The following is a 19,983-nucleotide window of genomic DNA, read 5'->3' as shown; positions in this document are numbered from 1 at the left end:
CGAGGACTTAACCTAAATATTTGTGAATGTCTGACCGTTATCTAGTTTTGAGAGAACACCTCTCAATTTGTTTGGTGGCGATAGCGAAGAGGTCACACCCGTTCCCATGCCGAACACGGAAGTTAAGCTCTTCAGCGCCGATGGTAGTTGGGGGCTTCCCCCTGTGAGAGTAGGACGCCGCCAAGCACTTAGAAAGACCAGCTTATATCAGCTGGTCTTTTTTGTTGTTTTCCTTTTTTTGAAGAAGCAATTCAGCGATAAAATAGGGGAACTTTGACTCGACTATATGTAAAAACTGTTGAATGATGACATAATCATCGCTAGCACTTTGAAGCAGAAGGTCATACCACCATTCTGTTTCATACCTGGCAATCATGCTTAAATTGTAAGCAACCAAGTAATGTGCCAATATTTCCGGGAGCTTTAAAAAGCGATCCCGTTCAGCCGGAACATAATATGCGTCATGTTCCAAATCATATAGCAAGGTGGTCGAAGTGCTGGGACGGCATTCTTTTTCAGTGGCGGAAAAAACAATCCCCTCTTTTTCCTCACGGCAGAAAGACCAGTTTAAATGGTATTCGACATGTTCGATGAAACGATTTGACGACATATTGTAAGCATTGGGCGTCTCGCTTGGCAGCCAAATGAGCCGGTCTTCGACGGCTGCTTTTACAATTGGATTTGGTTTTCTTTGAAATGCCAGCGCTTTATTGAGCTCCGGAATTTTCGCCAAAAGCTGCTTCATATTGAAGCGTTCATCTTCCAATCCGGATAATTGGAAAAGGGATCTGATGACGTGCATACATAGGCCGTTCCTTTGGATTTTCACTTCATCTTCATAAAAGCGGTAATTTTGTTTTTTTCGCTTTCTTGTGGTCACGCCATGAGCAAGCACTGAAGTATGGCTTGGATAGGAAGGATCTGTCGTTAACAGGCAGGCTTTCAATAGCTGTGCCATGCCGTAAAATAATAAAATCGGTTTGATTTCCAATGTAGCGATTTTGGCTTGTTTATAAAAAGCTTCTGCATGTTTAAGAAAAAAAATAAAGCGCTCTCCGTTTTTATAAGAGTTTTTTTTGGCATCTTCCATTCGTTGATTTTTATATACCATTTCAAGAAAATACTGGGCTGTTTCGACCGAGTAAAACAGCTTTAAATCCTTCCATCCTTTATCTTGCATGTACTCCACTTCCCTTATGGTTATTTTCTAAAAATTACAACTGTTTCCCGCTTTCTTGACAGTGGGTATTCAAGTTGATAATCTACATATAATATTTTGCCGAAAAGAGGGGGATTTACTAATGTGGGAAAGCAAATTTTCAAAAGAAGGCTTAACATTTGATGATGTATTGCTCGTTCCGGCTAAATCGGAAGTACTTCCGCGCGACGTGGATTTATCGGTTGAGCTTACACCGTCTCTCAAGCTGAATGTTCCAATAATTAGTGCAGGCATGGATACAGTTACAGAAGCTCAAATGGCCATCGCGATGGCAAGGCAGGGCGGAATGGGCATTATCCATAAAAACATGTCAATTGAACAGCAGGCTGAACAGGTTGACAAAGTTAAACGTTCAGAGCGCGGTGTCATTACAAATCCGTTTTTCTTAACACCAGAGCACCAAGTTTTTGATGCAGAGCATTTGATGGGCAAATACAGAATTTCCGGTGTTCCGATTGTTGACAATGAAGAGGATCAGAAGCTGGTTGGAATCATTACAAACCGTGATCTGCGATTTATTTCTGATTACTCCATGAAAATCAGCGATGTTATGACAAAAGAAGAGCTTGTTACGGCTCCTGTTGGTACAACCCTTGATGAAGCAGAAAAAATTCTTCAAAAATACAAGATCGAAAAACTCCCTCTTTTAGATGATCAAGGTGTTTTAAAAGGGCTTATTACGATTAAAGACATTGAAAAAGTAATCGAATTCCCGAATTCAGCGAAAGATGTTCACGGCCGCCTATTGGTTGGAGCAGCGGTTGGTGTAACAGGCGATACAATGACACGCGTCAGAAAGCTTGTGGAAGCCAATGTCGATGTGATTGTCGTTGATACCGCGCACGGCCATTCACAAGGAGTATTGGATACCGTTAAGAAAATCCGTGACACTTATCCTGAATTAAATATCATTGCCGGCAACGTCGCAACTGCCGAAGGAACAAAAGCGCTTATCGAAGCTGGAGCAAATGTAGTTAAAGTCGGCATCGGACCGGGTTCTATTTGTACAACCCGCGTAGTAGCCGGTGTCGGTGTTCCGCAAGTGACAGCGATTTACGATTGTGCGACTGAAGCAAGAAAACACGGTGCTGCGATTATTGCAGACGGCGGCATCAAGTTTTCCGGTGATATTGTCAAAGCCTTGGCTGCCGGCGGCCATGCCGTCATGCTTGGAAGCCTTCTTGCCGGAACATCCGAAAGCCCAGGCGAGACTGAAATCTACCAAGGCAGACGTTTTAAAGTTTATCGCGGCATGGGTTCTGTGGCTGCAATGGAAAAAGGAAGCAAAGACCGCTACTTCCAAGAGGAAAACAAAAAATTCGTTCCGGAAGGCATTGAAGGACGTACGCCTTATAAAGGCCCTGTTGCTGACACCGTTTATCAGCTTATCGGCGGTTTGAAATCCGGCATGGGCTACTGCGGAACGAAAGATTTGCACGCACTGAGGGAAGATGCGCAGTTCATCCGCATGACGGGTGCAGGCCTGCGGGAAAGCCATCCTCACGATGTACAAATTACCAAAGAATCGCCTAACTATACCATTTCCTAATCAAATATGACAAAAATTAAACCGTAGACAGAGTGATACTCTGTCTATTTTTTTTTGCTTCATTATGATAAAATTTATAATGTTGTGTTTGAAAAATGTCTTAAAAGGCTTTGATATAGATTATTAGTCTGATGAAAAGCGGAGGTATCACGATTTGAAAAGCAAGAGATTAAAGCAGCTGATCATGATGATCGTTGCTTTTGCCGTGACTGTAGGTGCATTTTCTCCTATGTCAACAGCAAAAGCCGCAAATGATCCAATTAATGTAGACGCAAAAGCAGCAATCCTGGTGGAAGCATCATCGGGGAAAATTTTGTACAGTAAAAATGCCGATCAGCGTCTTCCTGTTGCCAGCATGGCAAAAATGATGACGGAGTATCTCCTGTTGGAAGCGATTCACGAAGGCAAAGTGAAATGGGATCAGAAATACACGCCTGACGATTATGTATACGAGATTTCCCAAGATCGTTCATTATCCAATGTTCCTCTTCGTAAAGACGGATCATACACAGTAAAAGAACTTTATCAGGCGACTGCCATTTACTCTGCAAACGCGGCGGCTATTGCACTTTCTGAAATTGTTGCCGGTTCTGAATCAAAGTTTGTAGAGTTAATGAATAAAAAAGCCAAAGAGCTTGGAATGAAAGATTTCAAATTTGTGAATGCTACAGGTTTGGAAAACAAGGATCTTCACGGCAAACATCCGAGCGGAACAAATGCCAATGAAGAAAATGAAGTGTCTGCGAGAGACATGGCGCTCCTTGCCGATCATTTAGTGAGCGATTATCCTGAGATCCTCGATACGGCGAGCATTGCCAAAACGAAGTTTAGAAAAGGCACAGACGATGAAATGGACATGCCGAACTGGAACTTTATGCTGAAAGGCCTTGTTCAGCAATATGAAGGTGTGGACGGGCTGAAAACCGGGTCAACGGACTCAGCCGGATCATGCTTTACGGCAACTGCCGAAAGAAACGGCATGAGAGTGATTTCCGTCGTTCTGGATGCGAAAGGCGACCTTCATACGGCGCGATTTAAAGAAACGAAAAAAATGCTTGATTATGCATTTAAAAACTTCACCATGAAAGAGTTTTACGCAAAAGGCGCACAAGTGAAAGGCAACGAAACGGTCACAGTTGACAAAGGGAAAGAAACCGAAGTCGGCATTGTCACGGAAAATGCCTTTTCAATGCCTGTGAAGAACGGTGAAGAAAAGAATTACAAGGCGAAAGTGACGCTGAACAAAGACGAGCTGACCGCACCTGTTAAAAAAGGTGAGAAAGTCGGTACCTTGACGGCCTCCTATAAGGGAGAAGAAAAGGACTACGGATTTCTCGGCAGCGATGTATCAGGTGTAAACCTGGTGACAAAAGAAGATGATGAGAAAGCAAACTGGTTTATTTTAACGATGAGAAGCATCGGCGGCTTTTTTGCTGGAATATGGAACAGCATTGTTGAAATGGTAACCGGCTGGTTTTAATAAATAAAGGGCTCTATCTGATAGGGCTCTTTATTGTCATATTCAGATAGAATTACCATTTACAATCCTAACAATTTGTTATTAAAATAGAAATAATCTTCGTGTTTTTCATATGATTTTGTGGAATTATAGGATACAATAGGATTAAATCTGACAATTCAATCTTTGATTAGGGGGATCCTTGAAATGGCTCAAACAGGTACTGATCGCGTAAAACGTGGTATGGCAGAAATGCAGAAGGGCGGCGTCATTATGGACGTTGTCAATGCCGAACAAGCAAAAATCGCAGAAGAAGCAGGAGCCGTCGCAGTCATGGCGCTGGAGCGCGTTCCGGCTGATATCCGTGCGGCAGGCGGGGTTGCCCGCATGGCAGATCCGACAATTGTCGAAGAAGTCATGAACGCTGTTTCAATCCCGGTTATGGCGAAAGCACGCATCGGGCATATCGTTGAAGCGCGTGTTCTTGAAGCGCTTGGCGTTGACTATATTGATGAAAGTGAAGTTTTGACTCCTGCGGATGAAGAATTTCATTTAAATAAAAACGAATATACTGTTCCATTTGTATGCGGATGCCGCGACCTCGGAGAAGCGACGCGCCGGATCGCTGAAGGAGCTTCAATGCTTCGTACAAAAGGCGAACCTGGTACAGGCAATATTGTGGAAGCTGTCCGCCATATGAGAAAAGTGAATGCTCAAGTGCGCAAAGTAGTCGGCATGAGCGATGATGAACTGATGACAGAAGCGAAAAACCTCGGCGCTCCTTATGAGCTGCTGAAGGAAATTAAAGCCGAAGGACGCCTTCCGGTTGTCAACTTTGCTGCCGGCGGTGTGGCAACACCTGCTGATGCTGCTTTAATGATGCAGCTTGGCGCTGACGGCGTATTCGTAGGGTCCGGTATTTTCAAATCCGACAACCCTGCCAAATTTGCGAAAGCAATCGTTGAAGCGACGACGCATTTCACGGATTACAAGCTGATTGCCGAGCTTTCAAAAGAGCTTGGAACTGCGATGAAAGGGATTGAAATCTCAAATCTGCTGCCAGAACAGCGTATGCAAGAGCGCGGCTGGTAAACACGAAGGAGACGGATTGACATGCTGACAATTGGTGTACTTGGACTTCAGGGAGCAGTAAGAGAACATATTCGCTCAATTGAAGCATGCGGAGCAGCCGGAAAAGTCATTAAGTGGCCGGAAGAGTTAAAAGAAATCGACGGTTTGATTTTGCCCGGAGGCGAAAGCACGACGATGAGGCGCCTCATCGATACGTATCAGTTTATGAAGCCTCTTCAGGAATTTGCCGCATCCGGAAAGCCGGTATTTGGAACTTGTGCGGGGCTGATTATCCTGGCGAAGAACATAGCTGGAACTAACGATGCTCATCTTGGGGTTCTGGATGTAACGGTAGAACGGAATTCCTTTGGAAGACAAGTGGACAGCTTTGAAGCAGACTTAACGGTTAAAGGACTTGACGCACCGTTTACAGGCGTATTTATCCGCGCTCCGCACATTTTGGAAGCGGGCGCAGATGTAGAAGTGCTTTCGGAACACAACGGAAGAATCGTCGCTGCCAAACAAGGAAATCTTCTCGGCTGTTCGTTCCACCCTGAACTGACAGATGATCACAGAATGACGAAATTATTTGTCGAGATGGTCGAAAAGCATAAACGGGAAGCCGTCGTATAAAACGGTTGAAAGCTGTTAAAACTTGTAGTACATTTATAAGACAATATAGATCGAAAAGCGTTGATAGGAAGCAGTAGGAAGCCTCTCTTTCCAAGAGAGCCGATGGTTGGTGCGAATCGGCGAAAGATGCTGTCCGAATCCATCCTTGAGCGAAATGCTGAACAGTCAAAGTAGGCATTTACGGGAGAACCGTTATCAAATGAAGCGGAAAACAGGAGGAAGATGCCTGTTTTCAATCAGGGTGGCAACGCGAGAGCTCTCGTCCCTTATATTTAGGGGACAAGGGCTCTTTTTTTCGGTCAAATCAGTATAAAAGGAGCGAGGCAGATGCTTGATGTCAAACTGTTGCGGGCAAATTTAGAAGAAATCAAACAAAAGCTTGCCCATAGGGGAGAAGATTTATCAGATTTTGATCAATTTGAGGAATTGGATACAAAGAGAAGAGAATTGATCGTCAAAGTGGAAGAGCTGAAAGGAAAGCGCAATGAGGTATCTCAGCAGGTTGCCGCATTAAAGCGTGAGAAAAAAGATGCTGACCACCTCATTAAAGAAATGCGCGAAGTCGGTGAAGACATTAAAAAACTTGATGAAGAGCTGAGAATGGTCGAGTCTTCCCTTGATAAGATCATGCTGTCTATTCCGAACATCCCTCACGAGTCTGTTCCGGTCGGTGAGACCGAAGACGACAACGTGGAAGTTCGCAAATGGGGCGAACTCCCCGAATTTTCATTTGAGCCGAAGCCTCATTGGGATATTGCCGATCAATTGGATATTCTCGATTTTGAGCGGGCCGGCAAGGTAACGGGAAGCCGTTTCGTTTTCTATAAAGGGCTCGGCGCCAGACTTGAACGTGCATTGTATAACTTTATGCTTGATCTCCACGTAGACGAGTACGGCTATACGGAAGTCATCCCCCCGTACATGGTGAACCGTGCAAGCATGACAGGCACCGGACAGCTGCCGAAATTTGAGGAAGATGCCTTTAAAATCAGAGAAGAAGATTATTTCTTAATTCCGACGGCGGAAGTGCCGATTACGAACCTGCATCGCGATGAAATTTTGTCAGCTGACGAGCTGCCGGTCAATTATGCGGCGTTCAGTGCGTGCTTCCGTTCAGAAGCAGGCTCAGCCGGCCGTGATACGCGCGGTTTGATTCGCCAGCATCAATTTAACAAGGTTGAACTGGTGAAATTTGTGAAGCCTGAGGATTCATATGAAGAGCTTGAAAAGCTGACAAATCAAGCGGAGAAAGTTCTTCAGCTGCTTGAGCTTCCTTACCGTGTGATGAGCATGTGTACGGGCGATCTAGGGTTTACCGCTGCGAAAAAATACGATATCGAAGTATGGATTCCAAGCCAAAACACATATCGTGAAATTTCATCTTGCAGTAACTTTGAAGCTTTCCAGGCCAGACGGGCGAATATCAGATTCAGAAGGGAAGCAAAAGGCAAGCCAGAGCATGTCCATACGCTAAACGGCTCCGGATTGGCAGTCGGCAGAACGGTTGCCGCATTATTGGAAAATTACCAGCAGGAGGACGGAAGCGTCCTCATCCCTAAAGCACTTCGTCCATACATGGGGAACAGAGACGTTATTCAACCATAAAAAAGTGCGCGCCAATAGGCGCGCTTTTTTTATGCGAGTGACCAGACGGCGGCTACATTTCGGGCACAGCGCGTAAGATTTGAACTTCCATCGGCAAGGGCATTCTCCAAGGAGCTGATCCCTGGCACGATCGAAAAGAGAGCGGAAATGCCGATATCATAAACAAGCTCACAGCCTTCACCGAGCGAACCGGCAAATGCAATAACGGGAATATTCTCACTGCGGGCGCGTTTTGCAACGCCGGCCGGCGTTTTTCCGCTGACCGTTTGGCCGTCTATTTTTCCCTCGCCTGTAATCACAAGATCGGCTCCTTTAATGCGTTCAGAAAAAGACAAAGTATCTAAAACAATGTCAACACCGCTTTTTAATTCCGCATTTAAAAAGGCACACAGGCCTGCTCCCAATCCTCCGGCCGCTCCGGCTCCCGGGATTGAATCGATTTCGCATCCCAGCTCTGCTTTGACAGCTGCAGCATAATGTTTTAAGTTTTGATCCAAGAGGGCAGTCATTTCACTGTTCGCCCCTTTTTGCGGCCCAAATACGGCGGAGGCTCCGCGGGGACCTGTAAGAGGATTATCGACATCACAGGCGGCTTCAAATTGGATATGCTTTAATTTTGGATTGAGACCGCTCACATCGATTTTGGCAATCTCAGCTAATGCACCGCCGCTATTTTCAATCTCTTCTCCATCGCGGTTTAGAAACTTCGCGCCCAGTGCTGCAGCCATTCCTGCTCCGCCGTCATTTGTCGCGCTTCCGCCGAGTCCGATGATGATGGTGGACACCCCTTTTTCCGCAGCATCCAGTATCAGTTCTCCGGTTCCTCGCGTCGTCGTCAACAGGGGATTCCGCTGTCCAGGGGGAACGAGGTGAAGGCCTGACGCTTCAGCCATTTCGATGACAGCCGTTTTTCCGTCGCCAAGCAGGCCGTAAGCCGCCTTCACCGGCTTCCCGAGAGGGCCTGTGACCGTTTGATGTACGATATCTCCTCCGGTGGCGTCAACCAGAGCCTGAACCGTTCCTTCACCTCCATCGGCAACCGGGATGTTGACGTATTCGGCGTCAGGCAGTACCGCTTTAAAGCCTTTTTCAATGCTTCTAGCCGCCTCAAGCGATGTCATGCTTTCTTTAAATGAATCAGGTGCGATTACGATTTTCATGGTACCTGCTCCTTTTTAAATAAAGAATTGAAAAATTCCAAAAATCAAAGTTGAGATAATGGTTAGGATTAAGCCGATGACCGACTCATATGGAATCAGCTTTAAACGTTCTTTCATGGACATGAATACGCTGCCTCCTGTCGTATGAAAAAAACTTCCGTGAGGCAGGTGGTCGAGCACCGTTGCTCCGGCGTGAATCATCGCCGCACCTGCGAGGCCGGCGACGCCAAGATCAAGCAATGTCGGGCCAAATACGCTGCTGGCGACAGCAGTGCCGGCGGTTGTCGAGGCTGTGGCCATTGACATTAGCATGCCTGAGATTGGAGCTAAGAGAAACGACGGCAGTCCCAACCCGACAAGGGTGTCGGTAATGAAAGAATTGAGTTGGGAGTTGGCGATGATTCCCGCGAGCGTTCCAGTCCCGATCAGCATCACGGCAACGCCTGACATCTTTGACAGTCCTGAAGCGGCAAAGTCCTTCAGTTTGCCCGCTTGCCCTGAGGCAATCGCAGTGACGAGGCCTCCCGCGGGCAGAGCGATAATTGGATCAATCGTAATTCCTGCCGCAGGCCTTAAAGCGAGCAACAGGATGGACACCACCGGACCGCTGAGCGCCGCCCAAAATGCCGGCAGTTGTTGAGCCGTTTGGGTTTCAATCTCATTTGCAGCTACTTTTGTTCCTTTATTTGATAGGCGTTTTGCTAGTAAGTAAGTGGCGCCCAATCCGAAAATGGCGGGGATGATCCCGGCGGCCATCACGGATGTCAAAGGGACGTGAAAGGCATCTGAAGCGGCAATGGCATTAGGGTTTGGCGACATGATATTGCCCGCTTTTCCCCCGCCGATCATCGCCAACAGAATGGCCGCTTTGCTGATAAAGGTCCGCCTCGCGATCGCCAAGGCGATCGGAGCGACTGTGATGACAGCGACATCAACAAATACGCCGACCGTTGTTAAGATGGCCGTTGCCAATGTTAAGGCAAGCAGCGCCCTTTTTTCTCCGATCTTATTGACAATGGTTTCCGCAATCACCGCTGCGGAGCCGGATTGAATCAGAACGCCGGCGAGCACGCCTGCCGCCAAGATGCGGAGCACCGCAGGAATCATGTTTTTAGCACCTGCTATCATCAAATCCGTCGTCTCTATTAAATCTGCGCCGCCGATTAAGCCTCCGGCCAATGCGCCGATCATCATGCCGTAAGCCGGCGGGACTTTTTTCAGAATGAGAAAGATTGATATGGCTAATGCGCATAAGGCGCCTATTGCATTGATTTGAATATCCATGTGCATACCCTCCCTTACGTCCAATTGTAAACGCTTTCTGTATAAGGGAGAATTGGTCAGGTATACGGATTTCGTTCTTTTATCCTATATTAAAATTGTTCATTTGCACAAAAGGGTGAAAAAAGCGTAATGGCTGTATACAGTTTGAATAGGTCGTCAAACCGTTTTGGATTGCACCCTGTCGCTATTTCAACTTTTCTCAGCCGGTAGTTTAATGTGTTGCGGTGAATAAAGAGTCTTGATGCAGTTTCCCCGATTTCGCCGTTTTCTTCTATGTAGCAGAGGAGGGTATGGATTAATTCGCCTTTTTGATCTGCTTGGGAAAGGTGATCCCAGATGTTTCGAAAATGAATCTCCTGATCCGGATGCTCTATCTTTGATAATAAAACAGGAATCGCAAACTCTCGATAATCGAATAAACGACAACTGTTTTTAGCAATCTTGAGCGTTTGTTTTGCACTTTGATAGGAAAATGGCAGCTGCTGAAGCTGATTCGCCTGCTCGCCAAGCGCGCCTCTGACCGTTTTCCATTGGCTGAGCCAGCTGTTCCAAGATGAAAAGAGATCGGACCTGCTTTTAGTGGGGGTGCCTGCAAGAATAACTGCGATCTCTTTTAAAGAAATATTGGCGTACAAATCTTTCGCAGTTAAATGCTTCTCAAGTTTTTTAATAAATGCCGGCTTCATATCAGCGGATGGCAGCTCAAACACAAGACAAGTACGCTGGCCGTCTAGCGGTATGTTCAATCGCTCCGCACGTTCAAGGAAGTCAAGGGATGCTAGATCAGCCCCCTGAATCATTTGGATGACAGTTTCTTCGCGAAGCCTTTGATCCCATGTCAGCTGTTTTGTTAAAAATGCCTGTTCGACAGTTAGCTCTGCCGCCATTTTAACAAGTTCTCCATAACGGCTGACTTCAGAAGGCGGCCCCGTGATTCCAATAACGCCGATTATTTCATCATGAAATACGATGGGAAGGTTTACGCCGGGCTTTGTGCCCGTTAAAGCCGAGCATTCTTCAGGCGTAATGCTGATAACCTTTTCAGCTGCAAGTGCATCCTTCGCTCCAGCGTGTTCATCACCGATTCTCGAGCGGTCTCCTGAAGCGATGATAACCCCGTTTTCATCCATCATATTAATGTTGTGCCGAATAATCGACATGGTTCTGTCGACAATTTCCTCCGCCAATTCTTTTGATAGGTAATTCATTTCATCATGCTCCTGCCTAAGATCGTTTTTTAAATGGTGATTGTTCCGTCGATCCAGCCTTTTATGAATGGCTTTAAAGAAGATGCGACCCATATACGGCTGTCGTCTATATGATTCCAAACATAAATATCATTTTCCCGTATGGAGCGTTTAAAATAGAATAAGCAAATCAATTGCCATTGCCCGCACCTGCTATAAATAACAGACAATCAAACGGCTTAAAACAGTCGGCACCTCTCATGTCTCGATTCTCTTCTGTTATTCTGTCCGAAGGCCAAATGAAATGATCCCCGAATATATCATTGATGCCATCTGTCATTTTTAAGAGGCTGACCAGTTCATCAGGGAAAGAGACGCCGAGGAGTTTTTTTGCTTTTCGAAGCTTTTCTGTTTCAATAGGTCTGTTCAGCGTGTAATCTTGAGGCAAACGGATTATAAAATGTTTCCACAATGCCATCACCCTTTGCGTTTATCATCATTTTTGCATATAATGAGAAGCGTGAACAATAAAATAAATTTTTTATTAAAAAATCCCTTGACTAAAAAAGATAGGACATGTTATATTAATTCTTGTCGATACGGAGGAATACCCAAGTCTGGCTGAAGGGATCGGTCTTGAAAACCGACAGGGGTGTCAAAGCCCGCGGGGGTTCGAATCCCTCTTCCTCCGCCATTATTGATTTGCATTTTAGTGATTGACTAAGCATAAATTGGAGATTGTGTTGCCGCTGCCTGGATAGGGCAGCGGTTTTTTTATATGTACAACAAAAAGAGCGGCTCTTCAAGGGAGCCCGCTCTTTTTGCTTGTTTATCTTTGAATGGCTTCACTGATTTTTTCAATGATTGGATCGAGGGAAGCAGAGTTGTTGAACAGGTCATATTCATCAATATTGACTCTGACAACCGGACAGGCGTTAAATCCGCTGATCCAGTTTTCGTACCTTGTGTACATTTCCTCCCAATACGATTTGTCGGTTAACAGTTCCATTTCCCGTCCGCGGTTTTTGATGCGGTCGAGAATCGTTTCCAAATCGCCCTCCAAATAGACTAAAACGTCAGGGCGGGGGAAGTAAGGCGTCATGACCATCGCTTCAAACAGGCTCGTATACGTCTTATAATCGACTTTTGACATCGTGCCTTTATCCGCGTGCATTTTGGCGAAAATGCCTGTATCTTCATAAATTGAACGGTCCTGAACAAATCCTCCGCCCGATTCGTAAATGTATTTTTGCTCTTTGAAGCGTTCCGCCAAGAAGAAAATTTGCAGGTGAAAGCTCCAGCGTTCAAAGTCTTGGTAAAAAGCCTCCAAATAAGGGTTGTTTACGACCTCTTCAAGAGAAGTTTTAAATCCGAGTTTTTTTGCAAGCTCTTTTGTCAATGTGGATTTCCCCACTCCTACCGTTCCGGCAACAGTAATGATAGCATCTTTCGGAATAGCATATACACTCATTCTATATACTCCTTTACTTGATCGGCAATTCGATTGAAAACGGCTTCAGAGATCACGAAGTCTTCCTGATCTCCGTTAATTTCAATAACGGGCATTGGCGGATCGGATTCTTTAAATTGCTTAATGGCAGCCTCATAATCATTGATGAGCTGTTCCAAATATTGCTTGTCCATTTCCTGTTCAAACGGCCGTCCGCGCTTTTTGATCCGTTCCAATAACGTCGGAAGGCTTGCTCTTATGTAAATGATGACATTTGGTTTCGGCAGATCTTCTGTAAGCAGATGATAAATTTTTCTGTATTTCTCAAGTTTTTTGCCTTCCAGCGTCCGTTCGGCAAAAATGAGGTTTTTATAAATATGATAGTCCGAAACAACGGGCATGTGATGATGCAAATACTTCTTTTCGGTATCTTCAAGCTGCTTATAGCGATTGCAGAGGAAAAACATCTCGAGCTGAAAACTCCATTCATCTTTGTCATCATAAAATTTATCAAGAAAAGGGTTTTCTTCGACGATTTCTTTGACCAAAGAGAGTGAGAGCTTTTCGGAGAGCATGCTGGCCAAGGTTGTTTTTCCCGCACCGATGGGGCCTTCGACAGCGATGAAAGGGGCTGTATTCATAGGTGTCCTCCTACTAAAGAAATTCATTTGTGAACCATACATATTGTATCACATCATCATCCGCTGCCATGAAAAAAACGTTCCTTTAACTTGGGAACGTCTCTTTCACAACATTAAATTGATCGGCTATCAAGAGCCAGTTTTGCGGAAAGGACAGGCCGAGCTTCCAATAGCTGATGCCCCTTAAATTCAATTCCCTAATCAGATCAAACTTTGCTTGAATCGAGCGGGCGTCTTCAAACCATACCTCATGCTGTTTGCCGGCATTGTCCGTATAGCGGAAGTAAGGAGCCTGAGCTGTTTCATCGTAAAGTATCGCCGCATTGTTCTCACTCGCGATCTCAATTGCTCGCTGAGGGCTGATTGCTTTGGCCAGCTGTCCGCCTGGCGTATAGGGCAGCGTCCAGTCATAACCGTACAAGTTCTGTCCCATGACGATTTTGCTGGCGGGCATTTCCGTAAGTGCGTATTCGATCACGTCCCGGACGGGTCCGATCGGCGATACCGCCATCGGCGGTCCTCCGCTGTAGCCCCACTCATATGTCATCAGCACGACGAAATCGACAATTTCGCCGTGAGCCCGGTAATCATGGGCCTCATACCATTGTCCAGGCTGATCCGCTCTCGTTTTCGGCGCAAGCGCGGTTGAGATGAACCAGCCTTCCTGTTTGAAGCGGGCCCGGGCATCCCGTAAAAACTGATTATAGGCTTCTCTATCTTCAGGCCTTAAGTATTCAAAATCAAAATGGATGTCTTTAAACCCGTATCTTCTGGCTGCTGCAACGATGTTATCGAGCAATCTGTTTTTTACATTCTGGTCCGTCAGAATGATCCTGCCGAGTTCGTCGCTGAAAGCTTCATTTTCGAGATTGGTGACAATCATCATCATCGTAGTCCGATGTCTGTCGGCAATTTCTTTTAAGTTGTTCAGCGGCGGTTCTTCGAGTGTGCCGTCCCGCTTCGCCTGGAAGCTGAAAGCACCCAGATAAGTCAAGTATGGCGAAGCCTCTCTTGCCGCCTGCTGCAGAGCGGGGCTGACGCTTTCTCCCCGAGGTTCAATATAAGCGTTTGTTTCAATGTTCCGTTTTGGCCGAGGGGGGATATAAAGCAGCAGTCCGACAGGCAAAACGGCGCTAACCTGAATACGGTTGATCCTCGCCAGTTCAGCCGGAGAAATATTAAAGCGTGCTCCGATTGATGCTAATGTATCTCCTTGTCTGACCTCATAAAACTCGCCGGCGATCGGTATCACGATGGTTTGTCCGACAACAAGCCGATTCGGGTTCGGAATTTCATTCGTCTCGACAATTTCATTAACTGTTGTTCGGTAACGATTCGCGATTTGGTAAAGGGTATCGCCTCTTTTCACGACATAAATCTGAATGGGAAACGCCTCCTTTCTCATTGCTACCACTATATGAAGAAAGGAAGTGTTTCATGCTCTAAGTTTCGGCGGTGATCTCTTTAGCCGTCGTAATATTGGCGAACAGAACATTTTCCATCATCGTCAATGCATATTTGTTGTCTTTTTCATTGTTTGAGGCGATGCAATCGCGCGGAATCGTGATAGCGTACTCCCGCATATAAGCATCGTTTGCCGTAAATAATACGCAGATATTGCCTGCGATCCCAGTAATGATCAAATGATCGACATGAAGTTCATGCAGCAATGTTTCAAGAGCGGTGCCGTAAAAAGCCGAGTGCTTTGGTTTGATTAAGAAATAATCGCTGTCATTCGGTGCGAGCCGGTCGATGATATATTCGCTTCTGTCATTTTTGCATTTCTTGATAATGGCAGCAATATCCGCTTGCCAAATTCCAAAATGGTCATTAATGTATATGATAGGCCATTTCATTTTGGCTGCGTGTTCTTTTAATGCCAGAAGATGTTCGGTGATGTTTCTGGTCTTTTTGGAAAGAACGTCACCCATATCGAATTGAAAATCATTAATGATGTCGACTATAATGAGAGCTGAATTGGACAATGCGATTGTCTCCTTTCAGATTTCAAATTCCTTTAACTATAAGTTAGCCTATTCAGTTGGACGAAAAACATTGAAAGAGTGCATGCGGATGACACAAGACGAGTTTTATATGAAAGAAGCGATCAATGAAGCGAGAAAAGCTGAAGAAAAAGGCGAAGTGCCGATTGGCGCCGTACTCGTTCTGGATGGGGAAATTATCGCCCGGGCCCATAATTTGAGGGAAACCGAACAAAGATCGGTTGCCCACGCAGAGATGCTCGTCATTGAAGAGGCATGCCGGAAGCTGGGAACCTGGAGGCTGGAGAGAGCCGTTCTTTACGTTACCCTTGAGCCATGTCCGATGTGTGCCGGAGCGGCCGTTCTTTCCAGAATCGACAAAGTGGTGTTCGGAGCGTCTGATCCGAAAGGCGGCTGTGCAGGGACGTTGATGAATCTCCTGCAGGAAGAGAGGTTCAATCATCAGGCTGAAGTCGTAAGCGGCGTAATGGAAGAAGAATGCGGCAGGATGCTGAGCGATTTTTTCAGAAAGCTTCGCGCGAAAAAGAAAGCAGAAAAGCGAAGCGAGCTGTGATGACGGAAATTTGCAATTTAGGATGAAACAAGTTATACTAATGAGTGCGTCACATCAAGACGCAGCTTAAATAATTTGATATTTATTTTGCCGTGCTAAGCGGGGAGGTAGCGGTGCCCTGTACTCGCAATCCGCTCGAGCGAGGCCGAATTCCTTTCTCGAGGTTCGTTTACTTTAAGGTCTGCCTTAAGCAAGTGGTGTTGACGCTTGGGTCCTGCGCAATGGGAATCCATGAACCATGTCAGATCCGGAAGGAAGCAGCATTAAGTGGAACCTTCCATGTGCCGCAGGGTTGCCTGGGCTGAGCTAACTGCTTAAGTAACGCTTAGGGTAGCGAATCGACAGAAGGTGCACGGTAAATCAATCATCAAATTAAGAACTCATCTATTTTAATATAGATGAGTTTTTTTCTTAAGAAGAGCTTTTGGATTTGAAAGCCGCTTCATGTATAATGGAAATGATGAAAACAAGAGGAGGGCGTGTTTGTGAGTTACCAGGCTTTATATAGAGTGTTCAGGCCGCAGTTGTTTGAAGATGTAGTCGGTCAGGAGCACATCACGAAAACGTTGCAAAATGCCCTTTTACAAAAGAAATTTTCGCACGCTTATCTGTTTTCCGGACCGAGGGGAACGGGAAAAACAAGCGCCGCAAAACTGTTTGCCAAAGCTGTCAACTGTGAGCACGCTCCGGTCAGTGAACCGTGTAATGAATGCTCCGCGTGTAAAGGCATTACAAACGGTTCGATTTCAGATGTGATCGAAATTGACGCCGCTTCTAACAACGGTGTAGATGAAATACGCGACATCCGGGACAAGGTGAAATTTGCCCCGTCTGCCGTCACGTATAAAGTATATATCATAGACGAAGTACATATGCTTTCTATCGGTGCATTCAACGCCCTTCTAAAAACGCTTGAAGAGCCGCCGGAGCATTGTATCTTTATTCTCGCAACAACAGAGCCTCATAAAATTCCTTTAACGATTATATCTAGATGTCAGCGATTTGATTTTAAGAGGATTACCTCACAGGCAATTGTCGGACGAATGAAAAAAATCGTCGAAGCTGAACAGTTTAAGGTGCAGGACGGCGCCTTAGACATCATCGCCAGTGCTGCGGACGGCGGCATGAGGGATGCGCTGAGCCTGCTCGATCAGGCCATATCATTCAGCGGAGAAGAGCTGACGGTGGATGATGCGCTGCTGATAACAGGCGCTGTGTCACAGCACTATATTGGAAAGCTCGCCTCAACCCTTCACGAAAAAAATATTTCCGGCGCTTTAGAAACATTGAACGAACTGCTTCAGCAGGGGAAAGATCCGGCGAAATTAATCGAGGATATGATTTTCTACTTCAGGGATATGCTTCTTTATCAAACGGCGCCCGATTTAGAAGGCGTTCTTGAAAAGGTGAAGGTGGACGAAGAGTTCCAAAACCTGTCCCGGCAAATTCCTGCATCAGACCTTTACGAAATGATCGATATATTAAATAAAAGCCATCAGGAAATGAAATGGACGAACCATCCGCGTATCTTCTTTGAAGTCGCGGTTGTGAAGCTCTGCCAGGGACCAAAAGCAGGAGCATCCGCGGCCGCCCAGCCGGAAGTGGACAATCTCGTCAACAAGGTTCGGCAGCTTGAACAGGAGATTGAGAAACTTAAAACACAAGGTGTGCAGGTTTCTTCGGCTCCCGCCCAGCCTAAAGAAACGTCCCGTCCGCAAAAAAGCGTGAAAAGCGCATATAAAGCGCCTGTCGGCCGTATTCATGAAATATTAAAAGATGCCACAAGACCGGACCTCGAAAAACTGAAGGGCTGCTGGGGAGAATTGCTTGCCCAGCTTAAACAGCAGAATAAAGTATCACATGCAGCCCTTTTAAATGATAGCGAACCGGTGGCTGCATCTTCAAAAGCATTTGTCCTCGCATTCAAATACGAAATTCACTGTAAAATGGTAGCTGAAGACAACAACGGAGTCAGGACAAATCTGGAGCAAATTTTGGACGGAATGCTCGGCGGAAGGATGGATATAGTTGGCGTTCCCGAAGCCCAATGGGGTAAAATAAGAGAAGAATTTTTGCAGGATCACCAGCCGGAAGATTCTGAAGCAAATGAAACGAAAGAAGAAGATCCGCTCGTATCAGAAGCTAAAAAACTGTTCGGAGCGGAACTGATTGAAATTAAAGAATAAAAACATGAAAGAGAGTGGATTTGAGTATGCGCGGTGGAATGGGTAACATGCAGAAAATGATGAAGCAAATGCAAAAAATGCAAAAGGATATGCAAAAGGCACAGGAGGAGCTGGCTGAAAAAGTACTCGAAGGTACTGCAGGCGGGGGAATGGTGACCGTTAAGGTAAACGGCCAAAAAGAAGTCATCGACGTCATCATCAAAGAGGAAGTCGTAGACCCTGAAGATGTTGAAATGCTTCAAGATCTTGTTCTTGCAGCGACAAACGATGCTTTGAAAAAAGTCGACGAAGTAACAAATGAAACGATGGGTAAGTTTACAAAAGGAATGAACATGCCGGGTTTATTCTAGGAGGAAAATAAGAATGCAGTATCCTGAACCAATATCAAAGCTGATTGACAGCTTTATGAAATTGCCAGGAATCGGACCCAAGACGGCGGTCCGTCTGGCTTTTTTTGTTCTTAGTATGAAAGAAGACGTCGTGTTAGATTTTGCAAAAGCATTGGTAAACGCAAAGCGCAATCTGACATATTGCTCGGTTTGCGGACATATAACAGATCAAGATCCTTGCTATATTTGTGAAGATACGAGAAGAGACAAATCGGTCATATGTGTTGTTCAGGATCCGAAAGATGTCATTGCTATGGAGAAAATGAAGGAGTACAACGGACTGTACCATGTTTTGCATGGAGCGATTTCTCCGATGGACGGCATCGGTCCGGAAGATATTAAAATACCCGAATTGCTGAAGCGGTTGCAGGATGATCAAGTGACTGAAGTCATTCTCGCGACAAACCCGAATATAGAAGGAGAAGCAACGGCCATGTACATTTCAAGGCTTTTAAAGCCGTCTGGTATCAAGCTGTCACGAATTGCCCATGGACTTCCGGTCGGAGGCGATTTGGAGTATGCAGATGAAGTCACTCTTTCTAAAGCGCTTGAAGGCAGACGTGAAATGTAGAGGGAGGAGATTGCATTACCATGGGTTTTCTTCGGAAAAAGAAGCTTAGAAAAGAATTTGATAACAAGCTGATTGAACAGCTGATCCATCAAAAGGAAGAATGGAACAGGCAAAAGCGGCTGATTGAAAACAGTCTTGAGCCTTCGCCGGAAGTTCTTTACGAATTAAAGGTTGCCGAGGCAAAGTACTTTTTTTATTTGCGGGAAGCAAAAAAAAGAAATTTAAGGATCGGTAGCTGGAAGTAGCAGGTCTATTTGCATGATTCCCATCATATGCTTGTACAAGAACGAGCGAGGAGTGAGGGGATTTATGGGATCTGTTATCTTTATCGGGGCAATTGTCACTTTGGTTGCCCTGTTGTTTTTTTCAAAGGCATCATTTAAACCTTTGCGATTAATCGGAAGAATAGCGGTTAGATTTGTAGTCGGCGCTTTGTTTTTATTCTGTGTGAATCTGTTTGGCGAGAGCGTGGGCATTCACGTGCCGATTAATATTGTAACAACCGGAGTGAGCGGATTATTGGGGGTTCCCGGTGTAGCAGCTCTTATTGTCATTAAACAATTTATCGCAATATAATTTTTTGTTGACAAATATAATTAAAGGTGTTAAATTAATATTCGTCGCTAATGACGAATAATTTTTTTGAAAAAAAGTTGTTGACGACATCACGATTAAATGTTAAGATATTATAGTCGCTTTGAGAGCGGCAACGAAGTTCTTTGAAAACTAAACAAGACAAAACGTACCTGTTAATTCATTTTTATAAATCGCACATGTGAGTGTGCGTAGTCATTATCAAACTTCATGGAGAGTTTGATCCTGGCTCAGGACGAACGCTGGCGGCGTGCCTAATACATGCAAGTCGAGCGGACCGACGGGAGCTTGCTCCCTTAGGTTAGCGGCGGACGGGTGAGTAACACGTGGGTAACCTGCCTGTAAGACTGGGATAACTCCGGGAAACCGGGGCTAATACCGGATGCTTGATTGAACCGCATGGTTCAATTATAAAAGGTGGCTTCGGCT

General features: G+C 45.5%; 19 protein-coding genes, 1 tRNA gene, 2 rRNA genes, 1 other RNA gene, 1 pseudogene and 1 other annotated feature. Of the genes and pseudogenes, 15 read left to right on the top strand and 9 right to left on the bottom strand.

Features of this window, described 5'->3' with window-relative positions:
• Positions 1 to 70: 70 nt before the first annotated feature.
• Positions 71 to 186 (top strand): 5S ribosomal RNA (gene rrf / locus BTA31_RS19830).
• Between the two features lie 16 nt (positions 187 to 202).
• Here rrf and BTA31_RS19825 read toward each other — a convergent pair.
• Entirely contained in the window at positions 203 to 1,180 is a 978-nt protein-coding gene (locus BTA31_RS19825) for a YaaC family protein (protein WP_076793617.1), read from the bottom strand.
• Positions 1,181 to 1,301: 121 nt separating this feature from the next.
• Here BTA31_RS19825 and guaB point away from each other — a divergent pair, with 121 nt between their 5' ends.
• From guaB to serS, 5 genes are all read left to right on the top strand, one after another.
• Positions 1,302 to 2,768: an IMP dehydrogenase gene (gene guaB, locus BTA31_RS19820; RefSeq protein WP_043928324.1), complete on the top strand. Its 1,467-nt coding sequence runs from the start codon at positions 1,302 to 1,304 to the stop codon at positions 2,766 to 2,768.
• A 184-nt stretch (positions 2,769 to 2,952) separates the two neighbouring features.
• Positions 2,953 to 4,248 (top strand): D-alanyl-D-alanine carboxypeptidase family protein, encoded by a 1,296-nt coding sequence (locus BTA31_RS19815; RefSeq protein WP_422109665.1) that lies wholly within the window; start codon positions 2,953 to 2,955, stop codon positions 4,246 to 4,248.
• A 186-nt stretch (positions 4,249 to 4,434) separates the two neighbouring features.
• The gene (gene pdxS, locus BTA31_RS19810) at positions 4,435 to 5,319 is read left to right on the top strand and encodes a pyridoxal 5'-phosphate synthase lyase subunit PdxS (protein WP_043928322.1); all 885 of its coding nucleotides are present in this window, start codon (positions 4,435 to 4,437) and stop codon (positions 5,317 to 5,319) included.
• A 21-nt stretch (positions 5,320 to 5,340) separates the two neighbouring features.
• Positions 5,341 to 5,931: a pyridoxal 5'-phosphate synthase glutaminase subunit PdxT gene (gene pdxT, locus BTA31_RS19805; RefSeq protein WP_076793615.1), complete on the top strand. Its 591-nt coding sequence runs from the start codon at positions 5,341 to 5,343 to the stop codon at positions 5,929 to 5,931.
• Positions 5,932 to 5,982: 51 nt separating this feature from the next.
• Positions 5,983 to 6,201 (top strand) — a binding site (T-box leader).
• A 57-nt stretch (positions 6,202 to 6,258) separates the two neighbouring features.
• A complete protein-coding gene (gene serS / locus BTA31_RS19800; protein ID WP_076793614.1) occupies positions 6,259 to 7,536 on the top strand; it encodes a serine--tRNA ligase in 1,278 nt (425 codons plus the stop codon).
• A gap of 29 nt (positions 7,537 to 7,565) precedes the next feature.
• Here serS and BTA31_RS19795 read toward each other — a convergent pair whose 3' ends face one another.
• The 4 genes and pseudogenes from BTA31_RS19795 to BTA31_RS19780 form a co-directional block, all read right to left on the bottom strand.
• A complete protein-coding gene (locus BTA31_RS19795) occupies positions 7,566 to 8,696 on the bottom strand; it encodes a glycerate kinase (RefSeq protein WP_076793613.1) in 1,131 nt (376 codons plus the stop codon).
• A gap of 15 nt (positions 8,697 to 8,711) precedes the next feature.
• Complete coding sequence (locus BTA31_RS19790) at positions 8,712 to 9,980, bottom strand: GntP family permease (protein ID WP_076793612.1); 1,269 nt, start codon at positions 9,978 to 9,980, stop codon at positions 8,712 to 8,714.
• Between the two features lie 89 nt (positions 9,981 to 10,069).
• Entirely contained in the window at positions 10,070 to 11,188 is a 1,119-nt protein-coding gene (locus BTA31_RS19785) for a CdaR family transcriptional regulator (RefSeq protein WP_076793611.1), read from the bottom strand.
• 29 nt (positions 11,189 to 11,217) lie between these two features.
• Positions 11,218 to 11,645 (bottom strand): annotated as a pseudogene (locus BTA31_RS19780) (SMI1/KNR4 family protein).
• A 123-nt stretch (positions 11,646 to 11,768) separates the two neighbouring features.
• Between BTA31_RS19780 and BTA31_RS19775 the strand changes: the two are divergent.
• A tRNA-Ser gene (locus BTA31_RS19775) sits at positions 11,769 to 11,861 on the top strand.
• 135 nt (positions 11,862 to 11,996) lie between these two features.
• Here BTA31_RS19775 and BTA31_RS19770 read toward each other — a convergent pair.
• The 4 genes from BTA31_RS19770 to BTA31_RS19755 all read right to left on the bottom strand — a co-directional run bounded on the left by BTA31_RS19770 (position 11,997) and on the right by BTA31_RS19755 (position 15,249).
• Positions 11,997 to 12,638 carry a deoxynucleoside kinase gene (locus BTA31_RS19770; RefSeq protein WP_076793610.1) on the bottom strand — a complete coding sequence of 214 codons (642 nt, stop codon included), beginning with the start codon at positions 12,636 to 12,638 and terminating at the stop codon, positions 11,997 to 11,999.
• Complete coding sequence (locus BTA31_RS19765) at positions 12,635 to 13,258, bottom strand: deoxynucleoside kinase (RefSeq protein WP_076793609.1); 624 nt, start codon at positions 13,256 to 13,258, stop codon at positions 12,635 to 12,637. The genes BTA31_RS19770 and BTA31_RS19765 overlap by 4 nt, the downstream gene beginning before the upstream one ends.
• 85 nt (positions 13,259 to 13,343) lie before the next feature.
• Complete coding sequence (locus BTA31_RS19760; protein WP_043928313.1) at positions 13,344 to 14,663, bottom strand: glycoside hydrolase family 18 protein; 1,320 nt, start codon at positions 14,661 to 14,663, stop codon at positions 13,344 to 13,346.
• 37 nt (positions 14,664 to 14,700) lie between these two features.
• Positions 14,701 to 15,249 (bottom strand): cysteine hydrolase family protein, encoded by a 549-nt coding sequence (locus tag BTA31_RS19755; RefSeq protein ID WP_239693249.1) that lies wholly within the window; start codon positions 15,247 to 15,249, stop codon positions 14,701 to 14,703.
• Between the two features lie 82 nt (positions 15,250 to 15,331).
• Between BTA31_RS19755 and tadA the strand changes: the two genes are divergently transcribed.
• The 8 genes from tadA to BTA31_RS19715 all read left to right on the top strand — a co-directional run.
• Positions 15,332 to 15,814, top strand: a complete 483-nt coding sequence (gene tadA, locus BTA31_RS19750; protein WP_043928326.1) for a tRNA adenosine(34) deaminase TadA — start codon at positions 15,332 to 15,334, stop codon at positions 15,812 to 15,814.
• A 90-nt stretch (positions 15,815 to 15,904) separates the two neighbouring features.
• An RNA gene (ffs, locus tag BTA31_RS19745) (signal recognition particle sRNA large type) lies at positions 15,905 to 16,170 on the top strand.
• Positions 16,171 to 16,299: 129 nt separating this feature from the next.
• Entirely contained in the window at positions 16,300 to 18,000 is a 1,701-nt protein-coding gene (gene dnaX, locus BTA31_RS19740; protein ID WP_076793607.1) for a DNA polymerase III subunit gamma/tau, read from the top strand.
• 26 nt (positions 18,001 to 18,026) lie between these two features.
• A complete protein-coding gene (locus tag BTA31_RS19735; protein ID WP_003178138.1) occupies positions 18,027 to 18,350 on the top strand; it encodes a YbaB/EbfC family nucleoid-associated protein in 324 nt (107 codons plus the stop codon).
• Between the two features lie 13 nt (positions 18,351 to 18,363).
• Positions 18,364 to 18,960: a recombination protein RecR gene (recR, locus tag BTA31_RS19730; protein WP_003178140.1), complete on the top strand. Its 597-nt coding sequence runs from the start codon at positions 18,364 to 18,366 to the stop codon at positions 18,958 to 18,960.
• A gap of 20 nt (positions 18,961 to 18,980) precedes the next feature.
• Complete coding sequence (locus tag BTA31_RS19725) at positions 18,981 to 19,205, top strand: YaaL family protein (RefSeq protein ID WP_035337520.1); 225 nt, start codon at positions 18,981 to 18,983, stop codon at positions 19,203 to 19,205.
• Between the two features lie 64 nt (positions 19,206 to 19,269).
• Entirely contained in the window at positions 19,270 to 19,536 is a 267-nt protein-coding gene (locus BTA31_RS19720; RefSeq protein ID WP_076793606.1) for a pro-sigmaK processing inhibitor BofA family protein, read from the top strand.
• Between the two features lie 225 nt (positions 19,537 to 19,761).
• Positions 19,762 to 19,983, top strand: a 16S ribosomal RNA gene (locus BTA31_RS19715); the annotation flags it as partial.

The organism is Bacillus haynesii (assembly GCF_001969855.1).
In the GTDB taxonomy this organism is placed as follows: Bacteria; Bacillota; Bacilli; order Bacillales; family Bacillaceae; genus Bacillus; species Bacillus haynesii.
This window is presented reverse-complemented; position numbering and strand designations above follow the sequence as displayed.

What these genes read in the sequence shown, in the direction of transcription:
- BTA31_RS19825 (WP_076793617.1), bottom strand. Translation starts at nt 1,180, where the DNA reads ATGCAAGATAAAGGATGGAAGGATTTAAAGCTGTTTTACTCGGTCGAA.
- guaB (WP_043928324.1), top strand. Translation starts at nt 1,302, where the DNA reads ATGTGGGAAAGCAAATTTTCAAAAGAAGGCTTAACATTTGATGATGTA.
- BTA31_RS19815 (WP_422109665.1), top strand. Translation starts at nt 2,953, where the DNA reads ATGATGATCGTTGCTTTTGCCGTGACTGTAGGTGCATTTTCTCCTATG.
- pdxS (WP_043928322.1), top strand. Translation starts at nt 4,435, where the DNA reads ATGGCTCAAACAGGTACTGATCGCGTAAAACGTGGTATGGCAGAAATG.
- pdxT (WP_076793615.1), top strand. Translation starts at nt 5,341, where the DNA reads ATGCTGACAATTGGTGTACTTGGACTTCAGGGAGCAGTAAGAGAACAT.
- serS (WP_076793614.1), top strand. Translation starts at nt 6,259, where the DNA reads ATGCTTGATGTCAAACTGTTGCGGGCAAATTTAGAAGAAATCAAACAA.
- BTA31_RS19795 (WP_076793613.1), bottom strand. Translation starts at nt 8,696, where the DNA reads ATGAAAATCGTAATCGCACCTGATTCATTTAAAGAAAGCATGACATCG.
- BTA31_RS19790 (WP_076793612.1), bottom strand. Translation starts at nt 9,980, where the DNA reads ATGGATATTCAAATCAATGCAATAGGCGCCTTATGCGCATTAGCCATA.
- BTA31_RS19785 (WP_076793611.1), bottom strand. Translation starts at nt 11,188, where the DNA reads ATGAATTACCTATCAAAAGAATTGGCGGAGGAAATTGTCGACAGAACC.
- BTA31_RS19770 (WP_076793610.1), bottom strand. Translation starts at nt 12,638, where the DNA reads ATGAGTGTATATGCTATTCCGAAAGATGCTATCATTACTGTTGCCGGA.
- BTA31_RS19765 (WP_076793609.1), bottom strand. Translation starts at nt 13,258, where the DNA reads ATGAATACAGCCCCTTTCATCGCTGTCGAAGGCCCCATCGGTGCGGGA.
- BTA31_RS19760 (WP_043928313.1), bottom strand. Translation starts at nt 14,663, where the DNA reads ATGAGAAAGGAGGCGTTTCCCATTCAGATTTATGTCGTGAAAAGAGGC.
- tadA (WP_043928326.1), top strand. Translation starts at nt 15,332, where the DNA reads ATGACACAAGACGAGTTTTATATGAAAGAAGCGATCAATGAAGCGAGA.
- BTA31_RS19735 (WP_003178138.1), top strand. Translation starts at nt 18,027, where the DNA reads ATGCGCGGTGGAATGGGTAACATGCAGAAAATGATGAAGCAAATGCAA.
- recR (WP_003178140.1), top strand. Translation starts at nt 18,364, where the DNA reads ATGCAGTATCCTGAACCAATATCAAAGCTGATTGACAGCTTTATGAAA.
- BTA31_RS19725 (WP_035337520.1), top strand. Translation starts at nt 18,981, where the DNA reads ATGGGTTTTCTTCGGAAAAAGAAGCTTAGAAAAGAATTTGATAACAAG.
- BTA31_RS19720 (WP_076793606.1), top strand. Translation starts at nt 19,270, where the DNA reads ATGGGATCTGTTATCTTTATCGGGGCAATTGTCACTTTGGTTGCCCTG.